This is a genomic window from Pectinatus frisingensis, from assembly GCF_014076555.1.
GTDB classification, from domain to species: Bacteria; Bacillota; Negativicutes; order Selenomonadales; family Selenomonadaceae; genus Pectinatus; species Pectinatus frisingensis.
The window spans coordinates 252,640-278,313 of the sequence record NZ_CP045424.1 but is presented as its reverse complement, the minus strand read 5'-3'; the positions used below and the strand labels follow the sequence as shown (position 1 = coordinate 278,313).

At 41.1% G+C, this 25,674-nt stretch carries 25 protein-coding genes; 7 read left to right on the top strand and 18 right to left on the bottom strand.

The genetic code is table 11. The annotated features are described in order from the left end of the window. On the bottom strand, positions 1–714 hold the full coding sequence (pyrF, locus tag F8M42_RS01310; protein WP_182187624.1) for an orotidine-5'-phosphate decarboxylase: 714 nt from the start codon (positions 712–714) through the stop codon (positions 1–3). A gap of 133 nt (positions 715–847) precedes the next feature. On the opposite strand from pyrF, the gene F8M42_RS01305 reads away from it, so the two are divergent. Together F8M42_RS01305 and F8M42_RS01300 are read left to right on the top strand one after the other, a co-directional pair. Then, positions 848–1,315, top strand: a complete 468-nt coding sequence (locus F8M42_RS01305; RefSeq protein ID WP_182187623.1) for a YbaK/EbsC family protein — start codon at positions 848–850, stop codon at positions 1,313–1,315. A 97-nt stretch (positions 1,316–1,412) separates the two neighbouring features. Then, on the top strand, positions 1,413–2,168 hold the full coding sequence (locus F8M42_RS01300; RefSeq protein WP_182187622.1) for a sulfite exporter TauE/SafE family protein: 756 nt from the start codon (positions 1,413–1,415) through the stop codon (positions 2,166–2,168). Between the two features lie 169 nt (positions 2,169–2,337). Here F8M42_RS01300 and F8M42_RS01295 read toward each other — a convergent pair whose 3' ends face one another. The 9 genes from F8M42_RS01295 to F8M42_RS01255 are packed head-to-tail and all read right to left on the bottom strand — an operon-like array spanning position 2,338 to position 12,439. Continuing rightward, the gene (locus tag F8M42_RS01295; RefSeq protein ID WP_182187621.1) at positions 2,338–3,582 is read right to left on the bottom strand and encodes a phenylacetate--CoA ligase family protein; all 1,245 of its coding nucleotides are present in this window, start codon (positions 3,580–3,582) and stop codon (positions 2,338–2,340) included. Then, positions 3,579–4,178 (bottom strand): indolepyruvate oxidoreductase subunit beta, encoded by a 600-nt coding sequence (locus F8M42_RS01290; RefSeq protein ID WP_182187620.1) that lies wholly within the window; start codon positions 4,176–4,178, stop codon positions 3,579–3,581. Before F8M42_RS01290 ends, F8M42_RS01295 begins: the two co-directional genes overlap by 4 nt. Then, positions 4,175–5,983 carry an indolepyruvate ferredoxin oxidoreductase subunit alpha gene (gene iorA, locus F8M42_RS01285; protein WP_182187619.1) on the bottom strand — a complete coding sequence of 603 codons (1,809 nt, stop codon included), beginning with the start codon at positions 5,981–5,983 and terminating at the stop codon, positions 4,175–4,177. Before iorA ends, F8M42_RS01290 begins: the two co-directional genes overlap by 4 nt. A 22-nt stretch (positions 5,984–6,005) precedes the next feature. After that, positions 6,006–6,788 carry a tryptophan synthase subunit alpha gene (gene trpA / locus F8M42_RS01280; RefSeq protein ID WP_182187618.1) on the bottom strand — a complete coding sequence of 261 codons (783 nt, stop codon included), beginning with the start codon at positions 6,786–6,788 and terminating at the stop codon, positions 6,006–6,008. Beyond that, positions 6,781–7,968: a tryptophan synthase subunit beta gene (gene trpB / locus F8M42_RS01275; protein ID WP_182187617.1), complete on the bottom strand. Its 1,188-nt coding sequence runs from the start codon at positions 7,966–7,968 to the stop codon at positions 6,781–6,783. Before trpB ends, trpA begins: the two co-directional genes overlap by 8 nt. Next, positions 7,969–9,366, bottom strand: coding sequence for a bifunctional indole-3-glycerol-phosphate synthase TrpC/phosphoribosylanthranilate isomerase TrpF (trpCF, locus tag F8M42_RS01270; protein WP_182188579.1), 1,398 nt, complete (start codon positions 9,364–9,366; stop codon positions 7,969–7,971). A gap of 6 nt (positions 9,367–9,372) precedes the next feature. After that, complete coding sequence (gene trpD, locus F8M42_RS01265) at positions 9,373–10,383, bottom strand: anthranilate phosphoribosyltransferase (protein ID WP_182187616.1); 1,011 nt, start codon at positions 10,381–10,383, stop codon at positions 9,373–9,375. Beyond that, positions 10,383–10,961, bottom strand: coding sequence for an anthranilate synthase component II (locus F8M42_RS01260; protein ID WP_182187615.1), 579 nt, complete (start codon positions 10,959–10,961; stop codon positions 10,383–10,385). The genes trpD and F8M42_RS01260 overlap by 1 nt, the downstream gene beginning before the upstream one ends. Next, positions 10,961–12,439 (bottom strand): anthranilate synthase component I family protein, encoded by a 1,479-nt coding sequence (locus F8M42_RS01255; protein WP_182187614.1) that lies wholly within the window; start codon positions 12,437–12,439, stop codon positions 10,961–10,963. Before F8M42_RS01255 ends, F8M42_RS01260 begins: the two co-directional genes overlap by 1 nt. Positions 12,440–12,956: 517 nt before the next feature. On the opposite strand from F8M42_RS01255, the gene F8M42_RS01250 reads away from it, so the two are divergent. Both F8M42_RS01250 and F8M42_RS01245 read left to right on the top strand, forming a co-directional pair. Next, positions 12,957–13,268, top strand: a complete 312-nt coding sequence (locus tag F8M42_RS01250; RefSeq protein WP_407672861.1) for an ArsR/SmtB family transcription factor — start codon at positions 12,957–12,959, stop codon at positions 13,266–13,268. A gap of 19 nt (positions 13,269–13,287) precedes the next feature. Continuing rightward, complete coding sequence (locus F8M42_RS01245) at positions 13,288–14,130, top strand: C40 family peptidase (protein ID WP_182187612.1); 843 nt, start codon at positions 13,288–13,290, stop codon at positions 14,128–14,130. Positions 14,131–14,264: 134 nt separating this feature from the next. Here F8M42_RS01245 and F8M42_RS01240 read toward each other — a convergent pair whose 3' ends face one another. Both F8M42_RS01240 and F8M42_RS01235 read right to left on the bottom strand, forming a co-directional pair. Further along, complete coding sequence (locus F8M42_RS01240; protein ID WP_182187611.1) at positions 14,265–14,501, bottom strand: hypothetical protein; 237 nt, start codon at positions 14,499–14,501, stop codon at positions 14,265–14,267. 302 nt (positions 14,502–14,803) lie between these two features. Then, positions 14,804–15,496 carry an SDR family NAD(P)-dependent oxidoreductase gene (locus F8M42_RS01235; protein ID WP_182187610.1) on the bottom strand — a complete coding sequence of 231 codons (693 nt, stop codon included), beginning with the start codon at positions 15,494–15,496 and terminating at the stop codon, positions 14,804–14,806. Positions 15,497–15,773: 277 nt separating this feature from the next. Here F8M42_RS01235 and F8M42_RS01230 point away from each other — a divergent pair, with 277 nt between their 5' ends. Together F8M42_RS01230 and F8M42_RS01225 are read left to right on the top strand one after the other, a co-directional pair. After that, complete coding sequence (locus tag F8M42_RS01230) at positions 15,774–16,196, top strand: MerR family transcriptional regulator (protein ID WP_182187609.1); 423 nt, start codon at positions 15,774–15,776, stop codon at positions 16,194–16,196. Beyond that, positions 16,177–16,704: a nitroreductase family protein gene (locus F8M42_RS01225; RefSeq protein ID WP_182187608.1), complete on the top strand. Its 528-nt coding sequence runs from the start codon at positions 16,177–16,179 to the stop codon at positions 16,702–16,704. Before F8M42_RS01230 ends, F8M42_RS01225 begins: the two co-directional genes overlap by 20 nt. Positions 16,705–16,806: 102 nt before the next feature. Here the strand turns inward: F8M42_RS01225 and hydF are convergent, their stop codons facing one another. From hydF to ahpC, 6 genes are all read right to left on the bottom strand, one after another. Then, on the bottom strand, positions 16,807–18,018 hold the full coding sequence (gene hydF / locus F8M42_RS01220) for a [FeFe] hydrogenase H-cluster maturation GTPase HydF (RefSeq protein WP_182187607.1): 1,212 nt from the start codon (positions 18,016–18,018) through the stop codon (positions 16,807–16,809). Positions 18,019–18,030: 12 nt separating this feature from the next. Beyond that, complete coding sequence (gene hydG, locus F8M42_RS01215) at positions 18,031–19,449, bottom strand: [FeFe] hydrogenase H-cluster radical SAM maturase HydG (protein ID WP_182187606.1); 1,419 nt, start codon at positions 19,447–19,449, stop codon at positions 18,031–18,033. Between the two features lie 122 nt (positions 19,450–19,571). Further along, positions 19,572–21,308 carry an NADH-dependent [FeFe] hydrogenase, group A6 gene (locus F8M42_RS01210; RefSeq protein WP_182187605.1) on the bottom strand — a complete coding sequence of 579 codons (1,737 nt, stop codon included), beginning with the start codon at positions 21,306–21,308 and terminating at the stop codon, positions 19,572–19,574. Between the two features lie 2 nt (positions 21,309–21,310). Next, on the bottom strand, positions 21,311–22,564 hold the full coding sequence (locus tag F8M42_RS01205) for a complex I 51 kDa subunit family protein (protein WP_182187604.1): 1,254 nt from the start codon (positions 22,562–22,564) through the stop codon (positions 21,311–21,313). A gap of 13 nt (positions 22,565–22,577) precedes the next feature. Next, the gene (locus tag F8M42_RS01200; RefSeq protein WP_182187603.1) at positions 22,578–23,075 is read right to left on the bottom strand and encodes an NADH-quinone oxidoreductase subunit NuoE family protein; all 498 of its coding nucleotides are present in this window, start codon (positions 23,073–23,075) and stop codon (positions 22,578–22,580) included. A 289-nt stretch (positions 23,076–23,364) separates the two neighbouring features. After that, on the bottom strand, positions 23,365–23,928 hold the full coding sequence (gene ahpC, locus F8M42_RS01195; protein ID WP_182187602.1) for an alkyl hydroperoxide reductase subunit C: 564 nt from the start codon (positions 23,926–23,928) through the stop codon (positions 23,365–23,367). A 325-nt stretch (positions 23,929–24,253) separates the two neighbouring features. Between ahpC and F8M42_RS01190 the strand changes: the two genes are divergently transcribed. Next, positions 24,254–25,471: an NRAMP family divalent metal transporter gene (locus F8M42_RS01190; protein WP_182187601.1), complete on the top strand. Its 1,218-nt coding sequence runs from the start codon at positions 24,254–24,256 to the stop codon at positions 25,469–25,471. Positions 25,472–25,674 lie beyond the last annotated feature (203 nt).

The window sequence follows — 25,674 nt, the reverse complement described above, 5'->3', positions numbered from 1 at the left end:
TTAAACAGCAGCTATTTCTGCCAAAATACTATCAACCGCTGCCTTGGGATTTGGTGCAGCATAAATAGGTCTGCCGATTACCAGCTGGTTGGCTCCATTTCTTAAAGCTTCAGCCGGAGCAGCGACACGGCTTTGATCATTATTTGCCGTTCCCCGCGGCCTGACTCCTGGTGTGACAATCATAAAATCCCTGCCACAAGCTTTTCGTATCATCGCCGCTTCCCGCGGTGAAGCTACAACGCCATCCAGTCCTGCCCGCTGCGATAATTTTGCCAGATTGACAACCTGTTCGGCAATTGGCATCGTCATGCCGAGACTACGCCAGTCGGTCTCGTTCATACTCGTCAGAACAGTTATAGCTATCAGTTTTGGCGGCCTGACTCCCGCAGCATGGGCAGCTTCTTTTATCCGCTGCGCCGCCTGACTCAGCATTGTAAATCCTCCAGAGGCATGAACATTAAAAATATCGACTCCAAATTTCATTAAAGAAATCAATCCTTCAGCAACAGTGTTGGGAATATCATGCAATTTCAAATCAAGAAAAATCCGCTTATTTTTACTCTTCAGGTAAGTTATTACCTGCGGACCAACAGCATAAAAAAGTTCCATACCGACTTTATAAAAAATTATACTGTCCCCTAATTGCCCGACCAGCGCCTTAACTTCATCCAATGTACGCACATCAAGCGCTGCAATGATTCTTTCGTCAGCCATATTATTCTCCTTTAAAACAAATCCATTAATACCGTCATTTATTATAGCACAGCTGCACTACTCTGCCCAACCTTTACACTTAAACATTTTCGCACTATAATAGTTAACATATTTAATTTTAGGAGGCAGTATAATGTCTATTGATAAGGTAAAAAACTATTTTTCCCAATATGATAAAGAAAATGATATCAAAGAATTTCCCGTGTCAAGTGCAACCGTACCTGAAGCGGCTCAAGCATTAGGCTGTGAAGAAGCCCGCATCGCCAAAACCCTCTCGTTAAAATTAAATGACGCTGCTATATTAATCGTCATGGCTGGTGATGCTAAAATTGACAATCACAAATACAAACAAGCTTTCGGCAAAAAAGCCATCATGTTGAAATTTGATGAAGTAGAAACAATGACAGGCCATCCAGTCGGTGGTGTATGTCCATTTGCCGTCAATCCCGATGTAAAAATCTACCTTGACGAATCACTTAAACGGTTTTCTACTGTTTTTCCTGCCTGCGGCAGTGCCAACAGCGCAATTGAACTCACCATTGATGAATTGTCCAAGTATTCTAATGCCGTCCGCTGGGTCGATGTAGCAAAAATATTATAATATATTGCTAAACAGTTAAAATTTATTTACAAAATGGTATTAATTCAGTACAAAACATTACATATATTATATGAATATTATATGAAGGGATTTATTTATGTTATTTATTGCGATGCTGCTTTTAGGAATGACGATTGGGTTCGTCGGTGCAGGTGGAGCCGGTGTCACTATTACTCTGCTCACTGTCGGATTCGGCGTACAAATTCACGCAGCTTTGGGAATAGCTCTCTCAACAATGATGTTTACTACATTTTCCGGAGCCGTAAGTCATCTTCGCGAGGGCAATGTCAACCTGAAAACAGGATGCACCGTCGGTATCGGCGGTGCAATCGGTGCTTTCATAGGAGCCAATATTTCCAATTATATGCCTTCAGCCGATCTAAAAACAGCGACAGCAGTAATGATGCTGCTATCGGCATTATTATTATACTTGCGGTTGTTCCACGCCCAATACATCAATATTTTTCATCTGCGCACAACTTTTTTAACCGGCTGGCACTTCTGGCTGCTGGCCATCATAACCGGCATATTCAATGGAGTTTTATCTGGAGCCTTCGGTATTGGTGCCGCAGCTTTTATCCAGCTTAGCTTATTGTTAATATTTGGGCTGTCTTTATATCAGTCGGTCGGTACAACAATGCTGGTAATCATTCCGATATCAGCCTTTGGCGGCCTCGGTTACTTAATTGCCGGGCATCTCGATTTATATTTATTTATTCAGACACTGCTGGGATTGATGATTGGTTCCTTTATCGGTGCTAAGTTCACACGCTTGGTTCCACCATCCCTGTTAAAAGTATTCATGGTTCTGATGCCGGTTCTCGGCGGACTCATTCTGATACTTTGCAATTAATTTTTAAAAATATTTTTTTCATGCTTTTATATTTCTTTACCAAAAACATTTTTCCTATTCATTCAAGGGATTTCGTCAACAATAATAACTGCCGCTGGTATGACGACATAATATTAGACGGTACCTGATACTTATCTTCATAACATTTATGTTACTGCAATCATTACCCTCAACAGTATCTTTTATCAATTACGCGAAGCGTTTTCTTCTCACTGCGCGGCAGTGTGCCAATAGGTACTGCTTCCACTTGTGCAGCAATTCCTATACATGTTTTAAAACGCTGTTTTACAATTTCCTCCGCAATTTCCTTTTCTACACCATGCGTAATTTCAATACGCAGCAATAAAAAATCTTTATAATTATCGCCACGATCCAGTATAATCTGATATTCACTGCTGATTTCTGGAATAACCTTAAGAACATCTTCTATCTGACCTGGATATATATTAACAGCTTTGATCTTAATCATATCATCTGTGCGGCCTAAAATGATGTCATGCCGCGGATATCGCAGTCCGCATGGACATTTTTCCGGCAGTAAGCGGGTCAGATCATGTGTACGATAACGGATAAGTGGTGCGGCTTCCTTAGTAAGCGTTGTAATCGTCAATTCTCCCAATTCACCGTCCGGAAGATTTTTCCCCGTTTCTGGATCCAAAATTTCAAAATAAAGCTGATCATTCCAATAGTGCAACCCATTATGTTCCCTGCAGCTGACCGAGATACCCGGTCCATAAATTTCTGTGAGCCCATATATATCGTAAATATCAATACCAAGCTCTTTCATAATACGATTGCGCATTTTATTGCCCCAACGTTCCGAACCTACGATACCGCATCTAAGTTTAATTTTGTCTTTGAGGCTGCGGCGTGTTATTTCCTCGGCCAAAAGCAATGCATAAGAAGATGTTGCACAAAGTACAGTAGATTGCAAATCTATAAGGAATTTGATCTGCTTTTCTGTATTGCCCGGTCCCATAGGAATCGCCATAGCACCTAACATTTCTGTACCACGCTGAAAACCGATACCGGCCGTCCATAAACCATAACCGGGTGTTATCTGAACACGGTCCTTATTGCTTACACCGGCTACAGCCATACAGCGGGCCATCATCATTCCCCATGTTTTTACATCATTTTCAGTATATGGAATTATGACCGGCTGCCCTGTTGTACCTGAAGAAGAATGTATACGCACTACATCTTCATCAGGCACAGCTCGTATGTCTAATGGATACGCACAGCGCAAATCATACTTATCTGTCGTCGGTAATTTAACGATATCTTCTGGTGTCTTAATGTCTTCCGGTTCTACGCCCTTATCTTTATAAAAATTATTATAAAAAGGACTGTCTTTTGCTGCATGCTGCAATGTTTTTTTAAATTTCTCAAATTGGTTTTCTGATATTTTCATAACATTTCCCTATCTATATCTTTATAGGCATACCCGATATTAAAAGCTTTTTCATTAAGCATTCTATATTTTTTCGGCACATATACTAAAATCGTTGCTAAAATCTGCTCCCTTGTAAATGGTAATATTTCTTCTCTAGCAAGTATACCAAGCATAAGCGCATTCAGTACCTTACCGGAACCTGCCTTGATACAAAACGCTTTCCCATCAATACAAATACATCGTCCAGCCTGCTTTTGGAGCCATGCCAGTATCTCATTCAGGTTATAGTCGTGATTTATCAATGAAGTAACCGGTTCAAGCGGATTTGTATTTACTATCACAGTTCCGCCATTTTTTAAATACGCGAAATTTCGTGCCGCCTCAGCAGGTTCAAAACCAATCAGCAAATCAGCATGCCCCATTGGTATCATAGGTCCGACAATATTTCCACCCAATCGTACCTGACTTGTGACAGATCCACCGCGCTGCGCCATACCTATAACTTCTGAAGTGTGTGCTTCATATCCCAAATCTATAGCAGTCTGTGCAATAATACGTGAAGCAAGTACTGTGCCTTGTCCGCCAACACCGGCCAATAGACAATCTATTTTCATTCTTCGGCACCTCCAATGGCTTTTACCGGACATATTTGGCTGCAAAACCCGCAGCCATAGCAAAGATTTGTATCAATAGTTATTTTTTTATTTTTCATAGGCAATATTGCCGGGCACCCTATTTCTTTAATGCAAGACTGGCATCCGATGCATTTTTCTGCATCGACCTTAGGTATTGGTCCTGACTTACTGAGTCCGATACATGGTTTTTCAAAAATCACGGCAGAAACACCTTTATATGCCACAGCCTCTTGCACCGCCGCCACTGCCTGCTCAAGACATACAGGACTTACCCTTTTAATAAGTCCAACATTGCAGCCTGCCAGCACTTTATCTATATGTACTTTTTCATGTGAATCCCCCATCATTGTATATCCTGTTCCCGGATGTGGCTGCTGGCCTGTCATAGCTGTTGTGGAATTATCCAAAATTATCACTGTAATATCTGTCTCATTATATACGGCATTGATTATCCCAGGTATTCCTGTATGGAAAAACGTTGAATCACCAATGAAGGCAATATGCTTTACTGTATCATCTATACGTTGCAATCCTTGTGCTATAGTAATATCCGCCCCCATACACAGACAAGTATCCACCATATTGAGTGGTTTTGCATTCCCCAATGTATAACAACCGATATCTCCTGTAAAAACTGCTTTTTGTTTTATTCTCTGCATGGCTAATTTTACACTATAGAAAGAGGCACGATGTGGACATCCCGCACAAAGCACCGGCATACGCACAGGAAGCTGCGGACTGTCTATCTGCAATTTTTTTACTGTCAATTTTTGTCCCATAAATTTATCAATAGCAGTGAGCACATTTTCATAATGATTGGCACCGGCAATGTTTGTTTCATCCGTATACTGTCCATGAATATTTACATTTAAATGATATTTACCACAGATTTTCAGCAATGCTTCTTCTAGTACCGGATCTAATTCTTCAATGACCAACACATCCGTAAGACCGTCAAGAAAACGCACTGCAAGTTTTTCTGGGAACGGATTCGGCGTTGCAACAGACAAAGTGCGTACATGATCGTCTGTATCCTCAAGTACTTCCCTCACATAAACAGAGGATACACCGCCTGAAATAATTCCATATCTGGCAGTTTTATCGTTGTTCATCCGATTATAACCAAATTCTGAAAATACATCACCAAGTGCACGTTCCTGCTTTACGATACGAATATGATTTTCATAAGAAAGGCGTGGAAAAATTACCCACTTTTTATCCTTTATAAATCCTTCAATATTATGTTTATCTATATCATCATTCAATTCAATACCGGCACAAGCATGACAAATCTGAGTAGTTGGTCGGAAAATTACAGGTGTATGATATTTTTCCGAATATTTGAAAGCTTCACCAATAAGAAAATACGCATCTTCTGGTGATTCAGGATCAAAAATAGGCAGATGTGCAAATTGTGCAAAATGGCGTGTATCTTGTTCTGTCTGTGAAGAAATCGGTCCAGGGTCATCTGCAACAAGTACGACCATACCTCCTTTTACACCAATATAGGCAAGACTCATAAGTGGATCACTTGCCACATTAAGTCCTACCTGCTTCATCGTTACCAATGAGCGTGCCCCCGCATAAGATGCTCCTGCAGCTACTTCCATGGCTACTTTCTCATTTACAGACCATTCGACATACACGTTCGACGGACGGTGTTTGGCAATTGTTTCCAGTACTTCCGTAGATGGTGTTCCCGGATAACCGGTCACGACATCCACTCCGGCACGAATCACACCAAATGCAATTGCCTCATTTCCCATTACTAATTTCTTTGACATATTCTTACTCCATTCATAACAGCTATCGTGCCGCTTTCACTACTGCTTCTTTCATCTTCCTTACATATTCCCCGACCGGTCCTGGTGCATCCTTACCGTACTTGGCAACAAGTTTGACAATTGCACTGCCAACAATGGCAGCATCGGCTGTTGCAGCTGCTTTTTGCGCCTGGTCAGGTGTAGAAATACCAAAACCAATACCGATTGGCAGATTTGTATTTTCCCTGATAATTTTTACAATATCATCAAGATTAGTCGTAATTTCACTTCTTACTCCGGTAACACCCAACGATGAAACCAGATAAATAAATCCCTGCGCTTTCCTCGCAATCATCCCGACCCTTTGTGCAGAAGTAGGTGCTATCAGCGAAATCACCTCTACTCCTTCTTTATTGGCATACTCAAAAAATTCATCCTTTTCTTCATATGGAATGTCAGGAATTATTACTGCACTCACATTTACTTCACTACATCTGGCAAAAAATTTTTCCTTGCCATAAGCAAATAGTAAATTAGCATATGTCATAAATGCCATAGGCGTATCGACCCGCTGACGCACGGTTTTCAGCATGGCAAAAATGCCATCTGTTGTTGTTCCATTATCCAAAGAACGTTTGCTGGCCTGCTGTATAACCGGACCTTCCGCCACCGGGTCAGAGAAAGGAATTCCCACTTCTATAAGGTCGGCACCATTTTGTGCCATTGCTGCAATCAATTTTTCTGTCGTTGCCAAATCAGGATCTCCTGCCGTTATAAACGCAATAAATGCTTTTTTATTTTTGAATGCATCTTGTATTTTAGTCATGTATATCGATCCCCCTATAACGTGCTATTGCCGCCACATCTTTATCCCCGCGCCCCGACAAACAAATAATGACTATTTTATCTTTGTCAAGCTGCGGCGCCAGCTTGATTGCATGAGCTACGGCGTGAGCGCTCTCAATTGCCGGAATTATTCCCTCAACCTGTGACAGATACTCAAAAGCCTCTACGGCTTCATCATCAGTCACCGCAACATATTCAGCACGTCCGGTATCGTGCAGGTAGGCATGTTCCGGTCCTATGCCCGGATAATCAAGTCCTGCCGAAATGGAATAAACCGGTGCTATCTGTCCATATTTATCCTGACAAAAATATGATTTCATTCCATGGAAAATACCTTCAGTCCCTGTTGTCAGTGTTGCGGCATGTTTTCCGGTTTCTATGCCCCGGCCGGCAGCCTCACAGCCGATAAGCCGTACACTTTTATCGTTGATAAAATTATAAAACATTCCCATGGCATTGCTGCCGCCGCCTACACAAGCCATAACCACATCCGGCAGACGTCCTGCCGCTTCTAATATCTGCTGCCTGGCTTCTTTACTTATCACACTTTGAAAATCTCTTACAATAGTCGGAAAAGGATGCGGCCCCATTACCGACCCCAGCACATAATGAGTATCATCAATGCGCCTGGTCCATTCCCTCATTGTTTCATTGACAGCGTCCTTAAGTGTCTGCGTACCGCTTGTCACCGCATGGACTTTAGCTCCCAAAAGCTCCATCCGGTAAACGTTAAGCCGCTGGCGGTCAGTATCTTCTTTGCCCATGAATATCTCGCATTCCATCCCCATAAAAGCTGCCGCCGTAGCTGTAGCTACACCATGTTGTCCGGCTCCGGTTTCGGCAATAACTCTTCTTTTGCCCATTTTTTTTGCCAGCAGTATTTGTCCCAGCGCGTTATTTATTTTATGCGAACCTGTATGATTGAGATCTTCACGTTTAAGGTAAATTTGTGCACCACCAAGATCCTTTGTCATGCGCTCAGCATAGTATAACAGTGATGGTCGGCCGGCATAAGTTTTCAAAAGATCATCCAATTCCTCTATAAACGCCGGATCGTTTTTATATTTTTTATAAGTTTCTTCCAATTCTATTACAGCATTCATCAGGGTTTCCGGTATATACTGGCCGCCATGGATGCCAAATCTTCCTTTTGTTCCCATTTATTTCAGTCTCCTTATAATCGTCATTATTTCTTTGATCTTTGCACTGTCCTTAATATCATCTACCTCTGCGCCGCTGTTTATATCCACTCCCCATGGATCAACGCCTCTTATTGCCCGCACGATATTGGTGCTCCTCAGTCCTCCTGACAAAACAAACGGCCTTTTTAATCCCCTAAGTACCGACCAATCGAAACTTCTGCCGGTTCCTCCGGCCAGCTTATCGCAAAAGGTATCAAACAACAGCATATCAGCTGATGAATTCCGCCATTTTTCAATATCTCCGCTGTTTTTCACCCGAACAGCTTTCCAAACGTCGCAACCAGAGGCCTGCTTTATCTGCTTGATATCCTCCTCCGTCTCATCCCCATGCAGCTGTATGACATCAAGTGTCAGCGCATGTGCTATATCAACTATAGCTTTGGGTACTTCATTGACAAAAACTCCCACCGTATCAATTGACAATGCAAGCCTTTTTTTTATTGACTGAGCCAAGGACAGTGTTATCCGTCTTTTACTGGGGGCAAATATAAAACCGGCATAATCCGGCTGCACCATATTTAAAATATCTGCATCTTCCATACGTGTTATCCCGCAAAATTTAACACGAGGCATTTTTACAGCGCCATATAACCGGGTCAGTTCTTTTACCTTATCTTGACTGCGCATTAAAGTCTCACCGATCAAAGCTGCCTGCACGTTATTTTTACGCAGGTGTTCAATATCTTCAGCTGTTTTTATACCGCTTTCTGATATAAAAATAATGTTGTCCGGCACTTTATGGCGCAGCTTTATACTATTATTTATATCTACACTAAAATCACGCAGATCACGATTATTGACACCAATAACCCGTGCTCCCGCTGCCAGCGCTTTATCCACTTCAACAGCATCATGCGCTTCTACCAGACAAGAAAGCCCCAGCATATCTGCTGTTTTGCGAAAATGCTGCAGCTGTTCTAAAGAAAGTAAAGCACAAATCAGCAGCACTGCACCGGCGCCCAGCAGTGCCGCTTCATAAATTTGATATTCATCAATAGTAAAATCCTTGCGCAGTACCGGAATATCAACTGCTGCCGCAATTTCCCGTAAATAATTGTCACTACCCATAAAAAATTCTGGTTCCGTCAGTACCGATACAGCTGCTGCACCCGCTTTTTCATAATCGACGGCAATTTGCAAATAGGGAAAATCACGGGATATTATACCTTTGGAAGGCGACGCTTTCTTTACTTCACAAATGAATGATAAATCATCACTGCTTAATACCTGTTCAAAAAGAAACGGCCGTGTATTTTTTTTGCTAAGCACTTCTGCTTTAATTTCTTCTAATGGTTTTTGTATTTTGCATTTTTCCACTCTCAATCGCGTTTTAGCGGCTATCTCTTGCAAAATCATCAAACATCACACCTCATTAGTATTTTTTATGAACTGCTGCATTTTGCGATAAGCAGCGCCACTATTTATTATGTCAGCAGCTCTCTTCACACCAGCAGCTATATCATTAACCCGCCCGGCAAGATATAACGACATTCCTGCATTGAGCAATACGGTGTCACGCTTAGCGCCCTTTTCCCCTTGCAGTACAGTCCGGCTTATCCTGGCATTTTCGACTCCGACACCACCGACCAATGCATCGCGGGCAGCATACGCTATCCCATATTCGGCCGGATCTATCTGATAATCGGAAAATTTGCCATTATCAACCTCACACACCATGGTCTTGCCACAGGCAGTTATTTCATCAAGCCCGCCACCATACACAACTGCTCCCCTTTTTACACCCAATTTGTCCAATACTTCAGCCATCGGATGTACGAGAGCTGCATCGTATACTCCCATAAGCTGGATATTAGCCGCCGCCGGATTACTCAGCGGTCCTAAAATATTAAATATCGTCCTTACTCCCAATTCCTTCCGTACTGGCGCTGCATATTTCATCGATGCATGATAAACCGGTGCATACATAAAGCATATTCCTATTGTGTCCAGCATCTTTTCATTCTGCACGGCATTAAGTTCAATCCGCGCTCCCAATGATTCCAGACAATCAGCCGCACCACATTTGCTCGATACACTGCGATTACCGTGCTTGGCCACAGTGACCCCGTCAGCTGCAATGACAAAAGACGCTGTAGTGGAAATATTAAATGTATTGGCTTCATCACCGCCCGTACCGACTATTTCCAATACATCGGCTGCACTATGCTTAACGGGATGACATTTTGCCCGCATTGCTGCTGCACAGGCAGCAATTTCATCAACAGTTTCTCCCTTTAACCGCAGTGACGTCAAAAAACCGCCGATTTGCGCATTTGTTGCCTTGCCTTCCATTATTTCCAGCATGGCATCATTAGCCGTTTTATAATCAAGATCATTGCCGTTTACCACTTCATATATAGCTTCTTTTATCATTACACTGCACCGCCTGTCTGTAAAAAATTTTCCAAAATACGTTTTCCGTTAAAAGTAAGAATTGATTCAGGATGGAACTGCAGACCAAATATTGGATACTGCCGATGCCGCATTGCCATCACTTCACCATCATCCGTCTGTGCCGTCACTATCAATTCTTCAGGCATAGTATCTTTCTCAACAGCCAGCGAATGATAACGTGCTGCCTCAAATTGCTGTGGCAGTCCGTTAAATATCGGCATATCATCGGTAATCGTAACCATGCTTTTTTTACCGTGCATAATCTTTTTTGCATAACCTATCTTCGCCTTAAATGTTTCTCCAATTGCCTGATGACCAAGACATACCCCCAGTATTGGTATATACTTTCCCAACGTGCGTACCACGGCTTCGCATATACCCGCATTAGCCGGGCGACCCGGTCCTGGAGACAAAACTATCTGCTGTGGCGCCATTTTTTTTATCTCATCCAAGCTTAATTCATCATTGCGTATAACCTTAATATCAGCACCAATTTCACCGAGCAGCTGATAAAGGTTATAAGAAAAGCTGTCATAATTATCAATTAGCAATAACATTATTCACACACCTCCTGTGCTTTCTCAATTGCTTCAATCATCGCTCTGGCTTTATTGAGCGTTTCTGTGTATTCTGTCTCAGGTACACTGTCAAATACCACCCCACCGCCAGAGCGGACATAAACCTTACCATCATAAGCTGCTGCCATTCGTATACCGATACACACATCCATATTACCGGTAAAATCTATATAGCCAACAGCACCGCCATAAATGCCACGCACACTTTTTTCTGTTTCATGCAATATCTGCACGGCTCTGACTTTAGGCGCCCCTGATAATGTCCCTGCCGGCAATGTTGCCGCAATAGCATCAAGCGCATCCTTATCCGAACGTATTTTCCCCGTGACAGTGGAAGTTATATGCATCACATGGGAAAATCTTTCAATTTTATGGAAATTGCTTACTTTTACCGAACCAAATTCACTTATTTTCCCCAAATCATTTCTGCCAAGGTCGACCAGCATATTGTGCTCGGCCAGTTCCTTTTCATCTACGCACAGCTTTTTTTCCAACGCTGCATCCTCTGCCTTATCTTTTCCTCGCGGCATTGTTCCAGCTATCGGAAAAGTAGCCAGTCGTCCGTCTTTCAACTTGACCAACGTTTCCGGTGATGCTCCGGTCAATTCTATCTGCCGTCCGCTCAAATAAAACATATATGGTGACGGATTAGTCGTGCGCAATACCCTGTAAGCATTCAATAAACTACCGCTGAATCCGGCCATACGGCAATTGGACGGGACCGCCTGAAAAATATCGCCTTCTTTTATATATACTTTAATTTTCCCGACCAATTTTTCATACTCCGCGGCTGACATTTCACTGGTAAATCCTGTAGTCAATCTACCTGCTTTCCCTTTATACGGTTGACCATTTTCTACCAAATCAGCCAATTTATCAAGCTGCCGCTCAGCTTTTTCATAATTTGCCTCGATATCATCAGTACGAATATTGACGATCAAAAATATCTTCTGCCGCAGATTGTCAAAAGCTATAATTTTATCAAACAACATCAGATCAACATCATTCAAATCCTGCCTTTTATCAGTAAAATCAAGCTTTTTTTCGCTATAGCGTATATATTCATAGGCAAAATAGCCGATAAGGCCACCGGTCAGCGGTGGTAGAAAGGGAAAATGCGGGCTTTTATAATTATGCAGTATCTTGCGTATTTCCCCCGCTGGGTCATCAGTGTGAAACCGCTGTTCATTAATACCTTTTTTAATACTCATTTGATGATTTTTGCACTTTATTTCCATAGAGGGATCAAAGCCCAAAAATGAATAACGCCCCCATTTTTCACCGCTTTCCACGCTCTCCAGCAAAAAACAGCAGTCACTGACATTTTTCATTGCCTGAAGCACCGCTATCGGAGTTTTAATATCGGCAAACAATTCCCGGCTGACCGGCATAATATCATATGAACCAGCCCGGGCAGCCGCCTGCAATTCTGCTAAACCAGGTCGATAATCAATCATCAGCAAACATCTCCTCAAAATAAAAACAATAAAAAAATACCCGCCCAAAGACAAATTATTTTGTCAAGGACGAGTATGTATTTACTCGCGGTGCCACCTTGCTTGGAAAGAATTTTCCCTCTCATGCAGAATACCAACATATTCCTCACAAATAACGCATGTGCTGCGTCATAGAATACTCAATAAATTTCTTTATCTTTGACTATGCCCTCTGCGGTCCATTTAATACTCTGCGTCCTGCCATCTCTCAGCAACAACAGCTCTCTGTAAGTGCACGATATATTTTTATCTCCGCATCAGTGGTTTATTTAAGGCGAATATTAATTTTGGAACTTATTCTACTATCTTGTTGTAATATTGTCAAGCATATTTTATAAATTTTATTTTGTCGCCATTGAAAAATTCTGTTATACTATATTCAAATATAGTAATTTTTCAATAATGGGGCGTAACCATGTCAAACGAACAAACTAACAAAGACTGTGATATGTGCGATATTTACCACGTACATCAAGACATGGTAAATAAATCAAAATTACATCTTTTGGATAATGCCACCACCGTACGCTTATCCGAAACTTTTAAGCTGCTGGGAGATCCTACCCGCATAAAAATACTGACCATCTTATCCAATGATGAAATGTGTGTCTGTGATATAGCTGCAACACTGCAAATGGGCCAATCGGCCATCTCTCATCAGTTGCGTCTCCTACGCAGTGCCCGACTGGTGAAATTTCGTCGGGAGGGCAAAGAAGCTTGGTACTCACTTGATGATAATCATGTTGTCGTCCTCTTAAATCAAGGTTTACAGCACATATTGCATAACTGATTAAGCGAGGTTTTCTGCCATGAGTAAATCAATCAATCTTATCGCCGGCATTTTTATTGCAGTTTCTCTTTTCTCTTCCACTGCCAATATTGTATCGGCAGCTCCTATCTTAAAACTTCATGCCGAAGGACATGATGTACGGCTTTTACAGCAATTACTGCAAAAACATAATTATACCGTCAACGTAACCGGTATTTTTGATGAAACCACCCAAACTGCAATCAAGGCCTTTCAAACCGATAATCATTTGCCTGCTACCGGCATTGTCGACCACCAGACCTGGTGGTCTTTAAATGGGACCAGTCCATCCACCGGCGTCCCGGCTGTTACTTCTGCACCTAGACCGACATCGCCACTTGTTGCAGGTATTCCAGTGAGAAAACCAGCCACCGGCCGACCGGCCAAAAATTCTCAAATTCCACAGTCGGAAGAAAGTGCCATAGCGACTATACGAAACCAGCAAGTTACTGAAACAGCTCCATTTTTACCCGGTAATAAGGCAGCCGCCATAATCTCAACCGCTAAAAAATATATAGGCGTTCCATATATATACGGTGGTGCCACACCCAAAGGGTTCGACTGTTCCGGCTACCTACAGTATGTCTTTAAACAAAATAATTTTATAATTCCCCGGACTGCCGATGCCCAATACGAAATAGGCAGAAAGCTGCCTGTCAACCAGCTGCAAGCCGGAGACCTGGTATTTTTCTCTACTGATACCAAGGAAGTCAGCCACTGTGGCATATATCTTGGTGACGGACAGTTCATCCACGCCTCAACCAGTAAAGGGGTACGCATTGACCGCCTTGATAACACTTATTGGCAAAAATACTTTATCGGCGGTAAACATATCGTAAAATAAATATTATATATTAACTGCCGTCTTATGAAAAGCGCAATATAGTCAATGATTTTAACAAAATATGCCAGATGATATATTTGCAAATTCTGCAAACATATCATCCGGCATATTAATATTATCCATAACCATCAAAATCAAGTATTTTTAGCTATTATAGCACCGACCACCGCACCGACTATGGCAGCCGTTGTCACTTCACCAGTAGAATGACCTTCATTATTTTGGGGCGGCGGATCGCGCCGCGGTTCTTCATGACGATGCGGCGGCCATTCATGAGGATGGGCCTCCGCCAGGGTAGTTCCCAGTAAGCCTACTGACATGAACGAAATAAGCACGAACGCTGCTAATTTTTTTATCTTTGTCTTGAACATTTTCCTCACTCTTTCTGTAAATATTTGCTTACTATCTATAAAAAGATTATAGCACTGCTGCTATTGGAAAATGTGACAACATTGTAACATTTTTATGATATTTTACATAATATCTTTCTGCATGTGGCCTATTATCATACAGGACCGTTTTTCACAACTCTCCTACATATTCATAAACCGTATCTGCTGCTATATCTGCCGGCACAGGCAAAAATATTTTTTATCTACACATTGCAATATTTCTGCCGTATTCAAAAAATCTCATAAAAATACTCTAATCATACGTATGTGATTTCCAAGCTTTACCACCTTATTGTCTTGTCAAATCGGTCAAGATAACGTAAACCGCGTCTGCCTTCCTGCACAACTATCGTATCAACAATATCGGTGATTACCTCATCAATGGTAAATGTTGCACAGGTTCCTCCCATATCAGTTTTTACCCAGCCAGGAGCCAGCAGTAGCAGTGCATAATCTTCGCCCCGGCGGGTGGCAAAACTGCGCATTGCCATATTTAATGCCGCTTTACTAGCCCGATATACTTCAAATTCACCTGTCTCATTGTTACCAATACTGCCCTGTCCTGATGACATAACCCCTATAGTTCCGCCCGGTCGGACTTTTCCGCTGAGTTGCTCTACTGTCCGCATCACACATAAAACATTGGTTATCATAATCTTGATAAATTTCTCTGCAGACACTTCACCCATGGTTTCATAACGCTCATTTGTAATACCTGCACTTACAAAAAGAACATCAAACTGTTCATCAATGATATTATCTTTGATAGCCGCTATCTGTTCTGGTACAGTAATATCAAGATATTTAATTTCAAGCCGTTTTTTATATTGCCCGATTAACGCCTGCAATCCCGCACCGCTTTTGCTGCGCACCGTCCCAGTCACCTGCCAGCCGCGTTCTAAAAGTTCTTTTGCTATTGCCAGTCCCAGCCCGCGCGATGCCCCGACAATCAACGCTGATTTTTGTTTCTCCATGTCACATTCCTGCTTTCCTTTTTACAACATTCATTCCATGATTTTCCGTTGTCTAAGTTCGTATAACTGTATTTCCCCATTATAAAACTAATAATATCCCATTTTGTTTACAATATCTTGATATATAAAATACTCTTTAAATGCTATAATGCCACAAAGTCACCCCTTTATGATTGATTTTTCAATAACCGCTATGTCTTTACAATACCTCCTTTTTATGATACGCTCATTTTAGAACATTCGAGCAACACGAAGTCAAGCATTTTTAAGGAGAATTATGTATACTATTAAAGAAGTATCACAAAAAACCCATTTGACTCCTTATACCATTAGATTCTATACTGATAAAGGTCTCGTACCGAATATACAACGTAATAAAAACAACACCCGTCTGTTTAATGAAGAATCTATTGAATGGTTAATCAGGGTAAAGTATCTTAAAGACTGCGGTATGCCAATAAAAGTCATCAAACACTATGTTGATTTGTATCTGGAGGGAACTGACTCCCTGCTGCCGCGATATAAAATTATTTTAGAATACACCCATCTGGCTCAAAAGCAGCTTGAAGATGCTAAAAAACGAGTCAAATTCATGCAGCATAAGGTAAAGCACTATACCGAACTCATAAATAAAACTAATGGCAATACATCAGATATCATTAATACAAAGGAGTGTCTTCATGACAACTTTATCCGATAATATATTGAACCGCAGGAGCATTAGATCCTATGAACCTAAAGCAGTCAGTTCCGAAACCATCAAAACAATATTAAATGCGGCAATCTGGGCTCCTTCCGGTAACAACCTCCAGCCTTGGAAATTTTCTGTGATTATGGAAAATAAAAAATTACTGGATAAAATCGCTTCCCTATCAATATATCAAAACTGGATAAAAACGGCTCCCTGCTTGATTGCTGTTTTTCTTGATCACGCCAGTATCATGACTAACATCACAATTCCCAAGTTATATATAAAACACGTGCAGGCTATTGGTGCCGCTTTGCAGAATATGCTGCTGACAGCCAATGATCTGGGTCTGGGGACTTGCTGGATCGGTGAAATATTAAAAAACGAAGAAGAAATAAAAATTCTTTTAAATGTACCAGCCGGGTATGAATTGATGGCTGTCGTCTCTGTCGGTTATCCTAAAATTGTTTCCAAAGGACAACGCAAACCGCTGGATCAGGCAATCATTGATTGGCAATAATTCTTAAAATATATTCATATTCGTCTTAAATAAAACAATACGCCGGCGGGAAATTATTAAACTTCCCGCCGGCGTATTGTTTTTACTATTATCTTATAAAAATCAGCAAAAAATATTATATTTTTTATCGACATCAGCAAAAATCTGTACTGAACGCTTCAATATTCCATTCATATACGCTATGGCTGTACCGTAATTAGTCATGGATATATTCTGCTGCCCGGCACATTTCAAACGATACTGCATTTCTTTTTCATTAAGCATGCAGCCACCGCAATGTATTATTAGTTTATATGATGTTAGATCTTGAGGAAACTGCGTACCGCTGGAAAAAATAAACTGTGGTGTTTTTCCGCTATATTTTTTTATCCAATGTGGCAATTTAACCGTACCAATATCATCACACTGACGATGGTGTGTACAGCCTTCCGAAATCAATATTTTATCATCATCCTGCAATTCATCAAGTAATTTTACGGCCTGCATCTGCGCCAGCAGATTTCCCTTATAACGGGAAAATAAAATAGAAAATGATGTCAACGATACATCATCCGGTGTCTGCCTTGCAACATTTGCAAAAGCCTGACTATCGGTAATTACCATTTTCGGTTTTTTACTGAGTCCTGCTATTACTTTACTCAATTGACTGTCCTGTGTCATGACTGCTGTGGCTCCAATATCCAGCAATTCCCTTATGGTCTGCTGCTGCGGCAGTATCAGCCGTCCCTTAGGTGCTGCCTTATCAATCGGTATCACTAAAATAACTGTGTCACCGGCAGCCACTATATCCTTAAGCAGTGTTTTTCCATTATCACATCGAATTAAATGCGCCAACCGTTCCTTTAATTCGAATATGCCGTCATTGTTTTTAGCACTAATAAGTACACCATGTTGTAAATCAATGGTTTTAATAGGTGTCCCTAAATCACTTTTATTATATGCTATAATATAAGGTATCCGCTGTGCCTTAAACAATTCCAGCATATCCCTGTCAGCCGTCGTTAAAGGATCCACAGCATTTACGACCAGCACCGCTATATCGGTTTTATGCAGCACTTGTTTCGTTTTTTCCACACGCAGCCTGCCAAGTGTTCCCCTGTCATCAATTCCCGGTGTATCAATAATCGTCACCGGACCGAGTGGTAAAAGTTCCATTGCTTTATACACCGGATCAGTCGTTGTTCCTTTCACCTCAGAAACTATAGCTATATTTTGATTGGTGACAGCATTCATAACACTCGACTTGCCGGCATTTCTCACGCCAAAAAAAGCAATATGTGTACGGTTTGCCGAAGGTACAGCATTCAAGTCCATAAAAATCTCCTTTTAAAAACGAAAATCTCTTGCCCCATTCTCGATAAGCTGCAATTCACCTGCAACTTTATTGCGGACACTGTCACTGCCAATATTGTTTATTTGTTTGGCGATAACTTTTAATCCCAAGTTCTTAGTCGCCGGTGACGCATAATCGCACAGATATTCCTTAAGTGTCAACAAAGCATTAGGCAGACAGCAATTTAAAATCTGTTCGCTTTTGCAGATGCTCATAAACCTGTCACCAACCCGACCGGCACGATAACATGCCGTACAAAAGCTAGGTACATAATCAAGCTGCATGAGCCAGTCAACAACTTCGTCTAAAGAGCGGTTGTCACTGACATCAAACTGTTTAGAATTATCCTCTGCCTTTTCCTCTTCTGCGTAGCCGCCTACACTTGTTCTCGAACCACCGCTTATCTGTGAAATACCAAGATCAAGCACCTTTTCACGACATTGTTGGTTTTCTCTGGTTGAAACTATCATACCGGTATAAGGCACAGCTATCCTGATACAGGCTACTATTTTGGCAAAAGTATCATCTGATATTCCGTTATCAAATGCAGCCGGATCAATATCATCAGCTTTTCTGATGCGTGGTACGCTTATTGTATGCGGTCCTACACCAAAGCGTGCTTCCAAATGTTCGGCATGCATCAGCAAACCGGCGAATTCATATCTGTATGTTGATAGTCCAAACAACACACCGCAGCCGACATCGTCTATACCACCCTGCATCGCCCGATCCATTGCTTCAGTATGATAATCATAATTGTGTTTTGGTCCGGTCGGATGCAGCTTTTCATAATTTTTCTTATGATATGTTTCTTGGAAAAGTATATATGTTCCTATTTCCGCTTCTTTAAGCATATGGTACTCTTCCACAGTAGTCGCTGCGATATTTACATTAACTCGGCGAATGGCACCATTCTTATGTTTTATATTATATATGGTATTAATACTGTCCAATATATACTCGATTGGATTATTCACCGGATCTTCACCACATTCGATTGCCAGTCTTTTATGCCCCATATCCTGCAATGCGATTACTTCTTCTTCTATTTCTTTTTGCGTCAGTTTGCGTCGACAGATATGTTTGTTTTTGGCATGATATGGACAATATACACAACCGTTCACACAGTAGTTTGACAAATAAAGCGGCGCAAATAAAACAATACGATCTCCATAAAAATCTTCTTTTATTCTCTTAGCCAGTTTGAATATCTGCTGATTGAGTTCAGGTATATCACAAGCCAGCAGTACTGAAGCTTCCCGATGGGAAAGACCTTTATTTTTATGTGCTTTTTCCAAAATTGTTTCTATCAGCACCCTATTATGTTTATTTTTCTCTGCATAATCCAAAGTTTCCATAATTTCTTCATCATTGATAAAATCATCAGCATGTTCTGATTTGGGATTGTACAAAAAATCGTCTTCTTTCTTAAAATTACTATATTATCTCTCACTGCGGCAGAAAAAATATATACAGATTACTACAATGTTTACTCCCATTTATCGCTATTTCAAAATATTACTGCACAATGCCCTCAAAAATCAAACTCTTTTGTCCTTGCCTGATAGCACGTATGCAAAAGCTGATGTGCCTTGTCACTGCCGGGGCTTACCAAAAATTCAGCATACAGTTTTTTCAAATATGGATTTTCATGTGACCGGCGTAGTTTACTGCTACGGTCAATTTCATATAAAGCGCTCATTCGTTTCTTAGTAGCAGCGAAAGTCGTGGTGACTGGCTGACCGCCGCCTCCCACACACCCACCGGGACAGGCCATTATTTCTATAAAATCATAATCACACTGTCCGGCCTGCAGTTTATTCATAACCAATGCTGCGTTTTTCAATGTGTGTACGACCGCTATTTTCAAATTGTATTTATCTATTTTCACCTGGGCTTCTTTTATTCCTTCAAATCCACGTACCGGAGTATACTCCAGCGTCGGCATTTCCCGTCCTGTCAGCCATTCATAAGCTGTGCGCAATGCAGCTTCCATAACACCACCGGTAGTACCGAAAATAGCACCGGCTCCTGTTGATTCCCCCATCGGATCATCAAATTCATCTTCTTGTAAATTAACAAAATCTATGCCTATATATTTTATTAATTTTATCAAACCACGAGTCGTTATAACCGCATCTGTATCAAAATTTCCATTTTTCCCCAGCTCCGGCCGCCTTGCCTCGTATTTTTTAGCAATACACGGCATAACTGCTACTGAAAAAATATTTTCCGGCGCAATTTTCTCCTGCCTGGCATATTGTGTTTTCAATACTGCAGAAAAAATCGACATAGGTGATTTGGTACTCGATAAATGTTCAATTTCACCTGGGTAATGCTTTTCAACAAAATTTACCCATGCCGGACAGCACGATGTTGTCATTGGCATTTTTCTATTATTTTTCAATCTGTCAATAAGTTCACATGCTTCCTCAGTTATAGTCAAATCAGCCCCATAGTTTGTATCGAACACTTTATCAAAGCCAATCATCCGCAATGCAGCCACCATCTTTTTAGTGACTATGCTTCCATTGGGCAGGCCAAATGCATCTCCGAGTGCTACACGAACTGACGGCGCCGTCTGCACAATAACTTTTTTTGCAGGATCAAATATCGCATCCAGCACCTTATCAGTGTCATCTCTTTCCACTAACGCACCGACAGGGCAGACAACTGTACATTGTCCGCACAAAACACAATCCGTTTTAGTAAAATCGTCTTCATACGGCGTGGTAACCTTTAATCCCGTACTTCTCCCGGCAAAACCGATTGCCTCTATCCCTTGAACATCCTTACAGACACGTATACAGCGTCCGCATTTTACACATTTTTCCGGATCGTGCACAAGGCTGGGGTTGCCAGTTCGCACCGTCAGATGTTCAGCAACATGTGTCAAATTAGGACGCAGTACATTAAACCGACTGCACAGCTGCTGTAAAACACAATTGCCATTGCGTGGACAGGTCAGACAGTTTTCTTCATGATCAGCCATAATCAACTGCAAAATTCCCCTTTGTGTATCACGCACTACTTTCGTGTCCGTAAATACTTCCATGCCCTCCCAACATTCTGTTGCGCAAGCTGCCAGAAGGCGCTTTTTACCAACCACTTCCACTGAGCAAATGCGGCAGCGTGCTTTGATCCGTTGGTCGGGATGATAACATAAATGAGGAATATCAATATGCAGCAGCCGGGCTGCTTCAAGTATCTTCGTGCCCTTGTGTACTCTTACCGGCATACCGTTTATTTTTAAATTAATCATATCTTCCATTATCATATGCCCCCTGCTGATTTTTTCACTGTAAAAACTTCAGGGAAAATAGTAAATGCTGATTTCAAGGCATTTTGCGCCGTTTCTCCCAATCCGCACAGAGATGACATCGGCATTACTGTGGCAAATGTTTTCATCGTTCTTATATCTTCATCAGTATGTATCCCATTCTTTATCTTTTCTAAAAATATTCTTATATGCCTGTTGCCTTCGCGGCAGGGTGTACACTGTCCGCAGCTTTCATGCAGAAAAAAATCCTGCGTATAACGTAAAAAATCAATTACACTCGTGCGCTCATCTATCACTAAAACAGACCCTGAACCAATTATCAAATTGTTTGCCGTAAATGATTCGTAACTATACGGAACATCAAGAATCCTGTCATCAGAAATCTTCCCTGACGCTCCGCCAAATTGGACCAGCCGTATATTGCGTCCCTCCTGAACCCCACCTGCCAAGTCATAAATTATATCACGAATACTTATCCCAAAAGGTATTTCATATACTCCCGGTTTATTGACATTACCACCCACACTAATGAGTTTAGTCCCAACGGATTCTTTCGTTCCCGCCTGCATATATGGCAATGCGTTACGTAAAAGATGTGGTACGATTGATAAACTTTCCACATTATTGATGCAAGTTGGCCGTGCAAAAAGTCCGCTTTGCTTCATGAAGGGCGGTTTCATTCTCGGTCTGCCCGCTTTACCTTCAATTGAGCGTATCAATGCCGTTCCTTCACCGCAAACATAAGCTCCGGCACCGCTATATAAGTGAATATTATAACTCCAACCTGTATCCAAAATGTTTTTTCCCAAAAAACCATGTTCTTCAGCCTGTTGTATTGCATTGATAATTCGTGGCCGCAAATAAGCATATTCGGCCCGCAAATAAATGTATGCATCTTCCGCATTCACTGTCCATCCAGCAATTATTATCGCTTCTATCAAATTGAACGGATCATTTTTTATAAGTTCCCGATCCTTAAATGTGCAGGTTTCCCCTTCATCGGCATTGCAGACAACGCAATGATGCGGCCGTTTTACAGCCCGCGCTTGGGACCACTTTCTTCCCATGGGATATTCAGCCCCGCCGCGCCCCTTTATCTTAGCTTCAGACAACACAGCAGCAACGGCATCACCATCCATCGCAACAGCTTTTCTCAGTGCCTCAAACCCACCAATACTCATATAAGAATCTATTGATGAAATATCGTATTTACCAAAATTTTCCGTTATGTACTTAATATTTTCCATTGATATCCCTCGCTTAAACAAACTGTTTCAATAAATCCCGTACCTGCTCCCTGGTTTTCAAGGGCCCATACACAATCTTATTTATCTTCACAGCCGGCGCCCGATCACAGGCACCAAAACAAGATACCTTTTCTATAGTAAATCTTCCATCATAAGTCACCGTACCAAAATCAATCCCCAAAAGCTCCTTAAGTGTTTCCAGCAAAAATCCATTATCATTTACTTTACAAGCCACACTGTCGCATACCTCTATTGGATAACGTCCGCGCGGCTTATCACTTAATGCATCATAAAAAGTTATGCAATCATAAATGACAGATAATTTAATCGGCAATTTATCAGCTATATAAAAAGCCGCTATCTTAGGAATATAATGCTGGGAAATTTGCTCCTGCACATCCAAAAGTATGCCGACGATCTGGGTAAAATCATGGCAATGATTATCTAAAATCGTCTCTATCTGAGTTTTCAATTCGTCATTCAAATCAAACTTGCCGCTATCTTCAATCATGCTCCGGACCAGCTTTCAATTTATCTGTTATGGCAATTTATTATATTTATTAATAGAATTAAGTATACATTAGGATTAATAAAAATAAAAGTTTTTCAACAAATTAAAACTTTCACTAAGTGAAACAATTATTATATTTATTTTCTGTTAAAATTATTGCCACTCATACCACCCGTACGCGGGCCTTTTACCCCCACACTGTCCCCATCCGGGTGCACTGCAAAAAAATGTACGGCAGCGAATGGTACTCTGCCGTACATCTTTTACGATAATTATCGGTGTATTTGAATTAAATTTTTCCTACCAGATCAATTCCCGGTTTCAACGTTCTTGCACCTGGATGCCAATTAGCCGGACATACTTCGCTGCCATGTTCTGCCACAAACTGGGCCGCTTCAACACGACGCAGCAATTCAGCTGCGTTGCGTCCAACGCTTCCCTCGATAACTTCATAGGCAACTATTTTTCCCTGCGGGTTAATAATAAATGAACCCCGTTCCGCCGTACCGGCCGCCTCGATCAAAACATCAAAATCGCGAGCAATCGCTCCGGTCGGATCACCGAGCATCGGAAATCTTATCTTTTTTATAGTATCGGACGCATCATGCCATGCTTTATGCACAAAGTGAGTATCACAAGAAACTGAATAAATTTCACAGCCAATCTTTTTAAAAGCTTCGTAAGAATTTGCCAAATCCTCAAGTTCAGTGGGACAGACAAAAGTAAAATCAGCCGGATAAAAGAAAAACACAGCCCATTTTCCCAAAATATCTTTTTTACTTATAGTTTTAAAAGCATCACCGATATAAGCATCAGTTGAAAAATCACTGATTTCTTTATTAATTAATGACATACCCATCCTCCTTTTAATAATGTTACCTTATAGATAATGATAATCTTTATCACTATCTATAAGGTAGTATAACAAATAATCCGTCATTTAGCAAATAAAAATTTATCTTTCAAGAGTCCATTATCAGCTGTCATCCTGATATATCCCACATCAAGATATTCTATAAATATTTTCATACATAAGAACTGTTCATAAACCTTACTACTATTTACAAAACAACACTTTGATGCTATATTTTATATATAGCAATGACGCTTAAGGTAATATTATTTTACTTTAAGCGCTTTTTATTTATAAAAATAAAGTTTTTAAAGGAGAAAATACAATGGACGAAAATAAAATTCAAAAAGAGGCCGACCGGTTCAAAGTAAAAACAACACTTCGTTCTTACATCGGTGCAATATTTCTGATGGCGATAACGGCCATTGGGCCCGGTTTTCTCATGCAGACAACAGTATTCACACAAAAAACCGGTGCCAGTTTTGGTTTTGTAATTCTGGCTTCAGTTATCATTGATATAATTGTCCAAATAAACGTCTGGCGTATCATCGTTGCTTCCGGTAAACGTGGTCAGGAAATCGGTAATGCTGTTCTTCCCGGACTTGGTTATTTCATCTCTGTCCTAATTATCATCGGCGGACTATGTTTTAATATCGGCAATATAGCCGGTGCTGCGTTGGGTTTGAATGTTTTGTTCGGACTTTCAATAAAACCGGCCGCCTTCATTTGCGGTATTATCGCATTATCGATTTTTTGCTTCAAACAAATCGGAGATATTATGGACAAATTTGTCAGTACCTTTGGTATTGTTCGCCTCTTGCTGGCATTGTTTGTTGCCGTTGCCGCTCTTCCACCGGTTGGCGATGCTGTAGTCAAGACATTTATGCCTGATAAAATTGACATAATGGCTTTGGTAACTTTAATCGGCGGCAGCGTCGGTGGTTATATAACCTTTGCCGGAGGTCACAGATTGCTTGATTCCGGAATAAAAGGGATAAATTTTGTACCGCAGGCGACTCGCAGTGCCGTCAGCGGCATATTAATAACAGGTGTCATGCGCATAGTTTTATTTCTGGGTGCACTGGGTGTCATTACACACGGCTACGCCATTGATCCGTCTAATCCTGCCGCTTCCGTATTTCAGGCTGCCGCCGGAGATATTGGCTATAAGCTGTTTGGTATTGTAATCTGGTCTGCCGGCACCACTTCAGTAATAGGCTGCGCCTACACCTCTGTATCCTTTCTCAAATCTTTCAGTGCAAAAATTGATGCTTATTACAGCAAAATAATTATCGGCTTTATCATTTTTTCTACACTTGTATTTATCCTTATCGGCCAGCCGGTTAAAGTGCTGATTATCGTCGGAACAATAAATGGCTTTATTCTTCCATTGGCATTGGCATCTATTTTAGTAGGTGCTTATAATAAAAAAATCGTAGGAAATTACAGGCACCCCGTATGGATGACTTTAACAGGATTACTGGTGGTTCTTCTGATGGGTTACATGAGCATCCATACTTTTATAAATCAATTTCTCAGCTGACTAATTTCGTTAAATTATTCCTTAACTGCTGTTTTTACAGTATTTCCACGTTCCCCAATATATTTATTAAACAGTGCCATGCTTATCCTGATTTGAGTTAATCGGATAAAATAATATATAATATACATGTTTACATGTTTTTATTACATTAATAATTACAATATTTTATTTTTATAGTTATGCAAAAGGAGGTCTGATTTCTC

Coding starts and splice junctions, on each gene's coding strand:
- F8M42_RS01245 (WP_182187612.1), top strand. CDS start 13,288: ATGAGTAAATCAATCAATCTTATCGCCGGCATTTTTATTGCAGTTTCT.
- pyrF (WP_182187624.1), bottom strand. CDS start 714: ATGGCTGACGAAAGAATCATTGCAGCGCTTGATGTGCGTACATTGGAT.
- F8M42_RS01190 (WP_182187601.1), top strand. CDS start 24,254: ATGGACGAAAATAAAATTCAAAAAGAGGCCGACCGGTTCAAAGTAAAA.
- iorA (WP_182187619.1), bottom strand. CDS start 5,983: ATGTCAAAGAAATTAGTAATGGGAAATGAGGCAATTGCATTTGGTGTG.
- F8M42_RS01250 (WP_407672861.1), top strand. CDS start 12,957: ATGGTAAATAAATCAAAATTACATCTTTTGGATAATGCCACCACCGTA.
- F8M42_RS01255 (WP_182187614.1), bottom strand. CDS start 12,439: ATGATTGATTATCGACCTGGTTTAGCAGAATTGCAGGCGGCTGCCCGG.
- F8M42_RS01210 (WP_182187605.1), bottom strand. CDS start 21,308: ATGGAAGATATGATTAATTTAAAAATAAACGGTATGCCGGTAAGAGTA.
- F8M42_RS01230 (WP_182187609.1), top strand. CDS start 15,774: ATGTATACTATTAAAGAAGTATCACAAAAAACCCATTTGACTCCTTAT.
- F8M42_RS01290 (WP_182187620.1), bottom strand. CDS start 4,178: ATGAAAATAGATTGTCTATTGGCCGGTGTTGGCGGACAAGGCACAGTA.
- F8M42_RS01235 (WP_182187610.1), bottom strand. CDS start 15,496: ATGGAGAAACAAAAATCAGCGTTGATTGTCGGGGCATCGCGCGGGCTG.
- trpA (WP_182187618.1), bottom strand. CDS start 6,788: ATGACTAAAATACAAGATGCATTCAAAAATAAAAAAGCATTTATTGCG.
- F8M42_RS01240 (WP_182187611.1), bottom strand. CDS start 14,501: ATGTTCAAGACAAAGATAAAAAAATTAGCAGCGTTCGTGCTTATTTCG.
- F8M42_RS01260 (WP_182187615.1), bottom strand. CDS start 10,961: ATGTTATTGCTAATTGATAATTATGACAGCTTTTCTTATAACCTTTAT.
- F8M42_RS01225 (WP_182187608.1), top strand. CDS start 16,177: ATGACAACTTTATCCGATAATATATTGAACCGCAGGAGCATTAGATCC.
- F8M42_RS01295 (WP_182187621.1), bottom strand. CDS start 3,582: ATGAAAATATCAGAAAACCAATTTGAGAAATTTAAAAAAACATTGCAG.
- trpD (WP_182187616.1), bottom strand. CDS start 10,383: ATGATAAAAGAAGCTATATATGAAGTGGTAAACGGCAATGATCTTGAT.
- ahpC (WP_182187602.1), bottom strand. CDS start 23,928: ATGTCATTAATTAATAAAGAAATCAGTGATTTTTCAACTGATGCTTAT.
- F8M42_RS01300 (WP_182187622.1), top strand. CDS start 1,413: ATGTTATTTATTGCGATGCTGCTTTTAGGAATGACGATTGGGTTCGTC.
- F8M42_RS01200 (WP_182187603.1), bottom strand. CDS start 23,075: ATGATTGAAGATAGCGGCAAGTTTGATTTGAATGACGAATTGAAAACT.
- F8M42_RS01305 (WP_182187623.1), top strand. CDS start 848: ATGTCTATTGATAAGGTAAAAAACTATTTTTCCCAATATGATAAAGAA.
- trpB (WP_182187617.1), bottom strand. CDS start 7,968: ATGGGAACAAAAGGAAGATTTGGCATCCATGGCGGCCAGTATATACCG.
- trpCF (WP_182188579.1), bottom strand. CDS start 9,366: ATGATTTTGCAAGAGATAGCCGCTAAAACGCGATTGAGAGTGGAAAAA.
- hydF (WP_182187607.1), bottom strand. CDS start 18,018: ATGGACTTGAATGCTGTACCTTCGGCAAACCGTACACATATTGCTTTT.
- F8M42_RS01205 (WP_182187604.1), bottom strand. CDS start 22,564: ATGGAAAATATTAAGTACATAACGGAAAATTTTGGTAAATACGATATT.